This window comes from Butyrivibrio sp. MC2021 (assembly GCF_000621605.1).
In the GTDB taxonomy this organism is placed as follows: Bacteria; Bacillota; Clostridia; order Lachnospirales; family Lachnospiraceae; genus Butyrivibrio.
Genome location: NZ_JHXX01000028.1, coordinates 1 through 5,784, shown reverse-complemented (window position 1 = coordinate 5,784; position 5,784 = coordinate 1). Strand labels below are relative to the sequence as shown.

At 41.5% G+C, this 5,784-nt stretch carries 8 protein-coding genes; 7 read left to right on the top strand and 1 reads right to left on the bottom strand.

Features of this window, described 5'->3' with window-relative positions; translation table 11 throughout:
• Positions 1–184: 184 nt before the first annotated feature.
• From T359_RS0117345 to T359_RS0117325, 4 genes are all read left to right on the top strand, one after another.
• Entirely contained in the window at positions 185–949 is a 765-nt protein-coding gene (locus T359_RS0117345; protein WP_026518496.1) for a zinc ribbon domain-containing protein, read from the top strand.
• An 18-nt stretch (positions 950–967) separates the two neighbouring features.
• Complete coding sequence (locus tag T359_RS0117340) at positions 968–1,447, top strand: GNAT family N-acetyltransferase (RefSeq protein ID WP_051545584.1); 480 nt, start codon at positions 968–970, stop codon at positions 1,445–1,447.
• Positions 1,448–1,647: 200 nt separating this feature from the next.
• The gene (locus T359_RS0117330; protein ID WP_026518493.1) at positions 1,648–1,944 is read left to right on the top strand and encodes a hypothetical protein; all 297 of its coding nucleotides are present in this window, start codon (positions 1,648–1,650) and stop codon (positions 1,942–1,944) included.
• A complete protein-coding gene (locus T359_RS0117325; protein ID WP_026518492.1) occupies positions 1,944–2,489 on the top strand; it encodes a prolyl-tRNA synthetase associated domain-containing protein in 546 nt (181 codons plus the stop codon). Before T359_RS0117330 ends, T359_RS0117325 begins: the two co-directional genes overlap by 1 nt.
• 117 nt (positions 2,490–2,606) lie before the next feature.
• On the opposite strand, the gene T359_RS0117320 is transcribed toward T359_RS0117325, so the two are convergent.
• On the bottom strand, positions 2,607–3,563 hold the full coding sequence (locus T359_RS0117320; protein ID WP_026518491.1) for a hypothetical protein: 957 nt from the start codon (positions 3,561–3,563) through the stop codon (positions 2,607–2,609).
• 235 nt (positions 3,564–3,798) lie between these two features.
• On the opposite strand from T359_RS0117320, the gene T359_RS0117315 reads away from it, so the two are divergent.
• Genes T359_RS0117315 through T359_RS0117305 form a run of 3 tightly spaced genes read left to right on the top strand, consistent with a single transcriptional unit; the run spans position 3,799 to position 5,670 of the window.
• A complete protein-coding gene (locus T359_RS0117315) occupies positions 3,799–4,173 on the top strand; it encodes a GntR family transcriptional regulator (RefSeq protein WP_026518490.1) in 375 nt (124 codons plus the stop codon).
• Positions 4,173–5,018, top strand: coding sequence for an ABC transporter ATP-binding protein (locus T359_RS0117310; RefSeq protein WP_026518489.1), 846 nt, complete (start codon positions 4,173–4,175; stop codon positions 5,016–5,018). Before T359_RS0117315 ends, T359_RS0117310 begins: the two co-directional genes overlap by 1 nt.
• Position 5,019: 1 nt before the next feature.
• Positions 5,020–5,670 carry an ABC-2 transporter permease gene (locus T359_RS0117305; protein WP_026518488.1) on the top strand — a complete coding sequence of 217 codons (651 nt, stop codon included), beginning with the start codon at positions 5,020–5,022 and terminating at the stop codon, positions 5,668–5,670.
• Positions 5,671–5,784: the final 114 nt, after the last annotated feature.

Sequence of the window (5,784 nt, the reverse complement as noted above, 5' to 3'; positions counted from 1 at the left end):
GACCGTAAACCCGAGAACTGGCTGTATCGTGTTTGTAGTTATCATGATTTTGATGATACACTATTCCTATGCTATTTGCTATCTAAATGACATTGGGACGGGGTTATAGTACCATTTAGCAACAGCAGGTTGCGTGTTTTTTCGGTACCTTCATAATACAATCAGATTATGAGGAGGTAGAAATATGAGCACAAAAGATATTTTATTGGAACTTCGTACAAAGAATGGTTTTTCACAGGATGAACTGGCTGAGAAGGTTTTTGTCACAAGGCAGGCTGTATCACGCTGGGAAAATGGAGATACGGTTCCCAATACAGAAACACTTAAACTGCTTTCAAATCTCTACAATGTTTCCATCAATACTTTGCTGGGCTCACCACAAAAACTCATTTGCCAGTGCTGCGGAATGCCGCTGGAGGATGAGATCATCGGCAGAAATAAAGATGGCAGCATGAACGAGGAATACTGCAAGTGGTGCTATGCTGACGGGACATACGTATACAGTGACATGGACAATCTTATAGACGTCTGTGTTCGCAACATGGTTAATGAAAACTTCTCAGAGGAGCAGGCCCGCACCTATCTTAAGATCGAGCTTCCAAAGCTGAACTATTGGAAAAAATATGACGAGCTCAGCGATGGTGGACAGTTTGAGGAGTTCAAGAAAAAGCTCATCGACGAGATCAACGACCTGAATATTGAAGGTATGCCAAAGGTTGAAAGCCTGAATGCTCTTGTGGGAAAATATGTTAATCTTGAGTATCGACTGCCAAGCGGAATGAGGACAAAGTTCCTTAATGATGAGACTACATATCTTGGAAATCAGCTGGAATCTGAGATAGTTCCCGGCTTGTGTTTTGGTGTTCTGGCAAATATGGACTTCATACTTATATGCACTTATGAGGCAGAAGGCGAGAATCCGGAGCTATTGCTATATAAAAAGAGGTAAAAAGTGGAGGAGGGGAGGATGAAAATCTGTGAATTAAAACCGGAATACGATCTGGCACTGGCAGAGCTTATAAGGGACAATCTGAAAAAGCATGCTCTTGATATTCCGGGGACTGTGTACTTCGACGACAACCTGAATCATCTTAGCGATTTTTACTTATCAGATTCAGAGCGGCGTTTCTATTATATCCTCCTGGATGACAATGATGAGCTGATCGGAGGAATCGGACTTGCGAAGTTTGACTTCTTCGAGGACTGCAGTGAACTGCAAAAGCTCTACCTCGTAGATAGGGTCAAAGGAGAAGGCCTTAGCTACAAGCTGATATCTCTGATCGAGGAGAAGGCAAAAGAGCTTGGGTATAAACACATGTATCTGGAGACTCATGACAACCTTGCTGCTGCGATCCATGTTTACGAAAAGGCAGGATACAGAGAAATAGAGAAGCCTGCAGGCGTTGTACATGCTACTATGAACAGATTTTTTATGAAAGAGTTATGAAACATAAAAGATTAAACAGGGATGGCTGGGGATTTCAATACTATCGATGTGATCTTATTCTGAATGAGCTATGCTCTGATATAATAAAAACCAATACCTGGTGCGCGGAAGTAAGAGAAATCGTAGAAAAAAGAATAGCCTCAGGTGAGAAGATAACTAAGTGTCGAGAGGTCTTGGCGCTTGAAAAATAGGAGCCAAACGTGTATTCAAAGATTGTTTTATGCTTAAGAGAAAAGGAAGATGAAGTACTCAGAAAGCAGATAGAAATGCTAAAGGAGAGACATCACGCTGAACTGATGATGGTTAGCGCTGATGATGCGGATGATTATATCTCTAATTGCGAGTCTGAGGTACTTTTTATTTGCGACGATGCTAAACTTTTAGCAGTGGCAAAAGATAGAGGCCTTGCATCAAATGATCCAAAGAAGATGAGAGAATCTTACGAAAAGGCTATGGAGATGCTGAAGGCCATGGGAATGAATGGAGTGAAGAAGTGATGGAATTGTACGACGGAAGACCTGAAGGCTGTGAAGGGCGTTTGGAAAGAGAAGTCAGGGTATATAATTTTCTGGACAAACTTGGAGTAGAATATAAAAGAGTTGACCACGACCCTGCGACAACAATGGAAGCATGTGAAGAAGTGGACAAGGCACTTGGAACATTGATGTGCAAAAATCTTTTCCTCTGTAACAGGCAGAAAACTAAGTTTTATCTGCTACTTATGCCTGGCGATAAGAAGTTTAAAACAAAGGAACTCTCAAGTCAGATCAACTCAGCCAGATTGTCTTTTGCTGAGGCAGAGGACATGCTGAAATACCTTGATATTGAGCCCGGCGCAGTAAGTGTTATGGGGCTTATGAACGATAAGAACCACGAAGTGCAGCTTCTTGTTGATGAGGACCTTAAAACCGCGGAATATTTTGGCTGCCATCCATGCGTGTGCACATCAAGTCTTAAGATCAAGACTACTGACATCTTTGAAAAGTTTCTCCCTGCAGTAGGACATGAACCACAGACAGTTCATCTGGTTGGAGAGGATTAAAATAGAAGTTGAGGTAATCAAGTACAGACATTTAGGAGGATGACTATGAAGCGTGATGATGTTGTTGCAAAAGTTAGAAAAACATAGAACCACCGGCGTAAACCGGTGGTTCTTATTTTAATCCCAAAATGAAGGGCATACTCTGTCGCGGATGTTTCGAGTGTACATACTTGTTGCAGCAGTATTATTGGCTGTCTGAGCGGAATAGGCTGCCATTTGAGCGGAATAGGCTGCCATTGCTTCTGTGTTTGCTCTTATTACATCGGTGTTGTATGCTATCTGTCTGGCACTATTTGCAATGTCCTTTGTGTAGTCTGCTATGCGTCCAGTGTTATAAGCGGTCTGAACATTAGCTGCTGCGCTTATACGGGCGTAGGCAGTTTGCTTTTTCTGTTCAAGAAGCATTGCGTCCTTGTAGCACTCGTCTGCGTACATATTAAGAGCTTCTTTAAGAGTATCAGCTCTCAAGTTTCTTATGTAAAAAATACATTTTCTGATTGCTTCAGAATAACAATAATCCGGTGGAAAGTTCTGGAGTAAATCTGCTATGTATGAATAAGAGACGGCAATCTTTGAATCAATTGCAGGAAGCTGTACAAGCAGATTCTTTATCTGGTCATTGTAGGCGTTTATGTTAAACTGAGCCTTAGGAACTGAATTTGCAGAAGAGCGTACAATCGTATTTCCAATGGCTCCTGTCACGCCCCTTACTATCAGAACAATCATCAATACTACGAAGGCTAGGAAACCTACTATCAGATAAAGACCAATGCCATCAGCAGCACTAACACCAGCAAAGGAAAGCATAAGCTTCACTAAAAGAAATAAAAATCCGATTATTACCGCTCCGATTATCAGTAAAACTTTTCCTACAGTGTTTTTTCCCTTGTTGACATTAAGTCCGGCACCTGTCATGCCTAAATCTCTTCTGGTTTCCTCAGAGGAGATACGATTTCCAAGTTCATTGATCTGGGCTTTTATATTTTCCTTTTGCCCTGAGAGTTTTTCAATATTCAAAACTCCCCTGTACAGATAGTTTAAATAGTCCAGAAGTTGTTGCCTTGCTTCTTCCATTACCGGTTCCTCCAACCAAGTCTTATTGCAATTTACATGTATTTCTGCTATTTAAATCAAGTCTGTGAACATGAAATCTGCATTTTTTCAACACATATTAATAACATATAAATGAACAACCGTCAACCTTAGGGCTGTAGATACAAAACGAAATTTGTATATAACAGTATATAACAGTATATAACAGTTGACAACAGTTATATACTGTTATATTCTGTTTATGGAGGATAACGATATGCATATCATTTTAAACAATACCTCGATGGTGCCAATATACGAACAGCTTGTGGATCAGGTGAAGAATGAGATCATAAGCGGTGAACTTGCGGAGAATGAGGCACTTCCCTCAGTCAGAGCTTTATCCGGAGAGCTGAGAATAAGTGCCCTGACAGTTAAGAAGGCCTATGACAGGCTGGAAGAGGAAGGCTTTGTGGTAACAGTACATGGCAAAGGAACCTACGTAGCTGCCACCGACAAGTCCTTGGCCATGGAGGCCAGGCGAAAGGCCGTGGAGGATGATTTTGCTGCAGCAGTGCAGAAGGCAAGCTCAGTGGGACTTACCAAAGAGGATATTCTTGAGATCGTACAGATCTTATTGGAGGAAAACTGATGGTTAAAGTTGATAATCTTGTAAAAAACTACGGCGATTTTAAACTGGATGTTTCTCTTGAGATACCTGACGGAACAGTCACCGGTATCGTTGGGAAAAACGGTGCAGGAAAGAGTACAACGATCAAGTCAATCCTCGGACTCGTTAAGCCGGATGGCGGACACGTTTCTATTAATGGCAAGGAAGCATCGAAGCTTTCCGGAAAAGATAAAGAAGAGATTGGCGTAGCGCTGTCTGATTCAGGCTTTAGCACCTTTCTTTCTGTTAAGGATATTATTGCTATTTTTAAGAAGATGTATCCTTCATTTAATGAGGAACTGTTCAGAAAGAATTGCTCATCCCAGAAGCTTTCACTTGATAAGCCGATAAAGGAGTTTTCCACAGGTATGAGAGCTAAGCTTCGCGTACTGGTGGCAATGAGTCATAACGCGCAGCTCCTCATCATGGACGAACCAACCGCCGGCCTTGATGTAGAGGCGAGAAACGATATCCTTGACCTTCTTCGAAATTATCTTCTTGAGGATGAGAAGCGATCAATACTGATCACATCCCACATATCATCAGATCTTGAAGGGCTTTGTGATGATATCTACCTGATCCATGACGGCAAGATAGTTCTTCACGAGGACACGGATGCGATACTTAGCAATTACGGTGTTCTCAAGGTGGACGAGGCTGCCTATGAAAAGCTGGATAAAAGCTACATTCTCAGTACAAAGAAGGACCATTTCGGATATACCTGTTTTACAAATGAGAAGCAGTTTTATGTTGAAAACAATCCGGATATAGTCATTGAAAACAGTGACATAGACAATCTTATATTGATGATGACAGGAGGGAACTGATATGCGTGGTCTCATTGAAAAAGATCTTCGACTTACATTTATGAGAAAGCAGACAATAGCGTTATATTTGGTTATGGCAGTTATTATGGGAATATCAATGAATGGTACGTTCATTATAGCGTATCTCACCATGCTGGCGATGATAGTTGGAACAGGCAGCATAAGCTATGACGAATATGATAATGGCCTGCCATTTTTGATGACCCTTCCCTTCGACAGAAAAACATATGTAAGAGAGAAATATTTCTTTAGTCTGATGGCAGCAGTTATAGCATGGTGTTTCGGTGCAGCTGTTTTTGCCATCATAGATATAGTCAGATATGGTGGAGCTGGGCTGTCCGAGATTCCGATGATGACATCGGTTATTCCATCCATGTATCTTGCAACAGCAATACTGATTCCTTTGCAGCTTAAGTATGGTGCTGAAAAGAGCAGGATCGCACTCTTTATAATATTTGGAATTATCGCAGTTTTGGTAGTAGGTTCAGGTCAGTTTTTTGAAGAAGGCAATAACCCTTTTTCCGCTGTTATAGGCAAGTTTCAGAATCTCCCCGGAGCAGTAGTACTCATGATTCTGGTTGCAATTTGCGCAGTTGCCACTTACATATCCTATCTATGCAGCGTGCGAATAATGGACAATAAAGAGTTTTGATGGGACTGGGGGACGGGGTCAATGTCATTTAGATAGCAAATAGCATAGGAATAGTGTATCATCAAAATCATGATAACTACAAACACGATACAGCCAGTTCTCGGGTTTACGGTC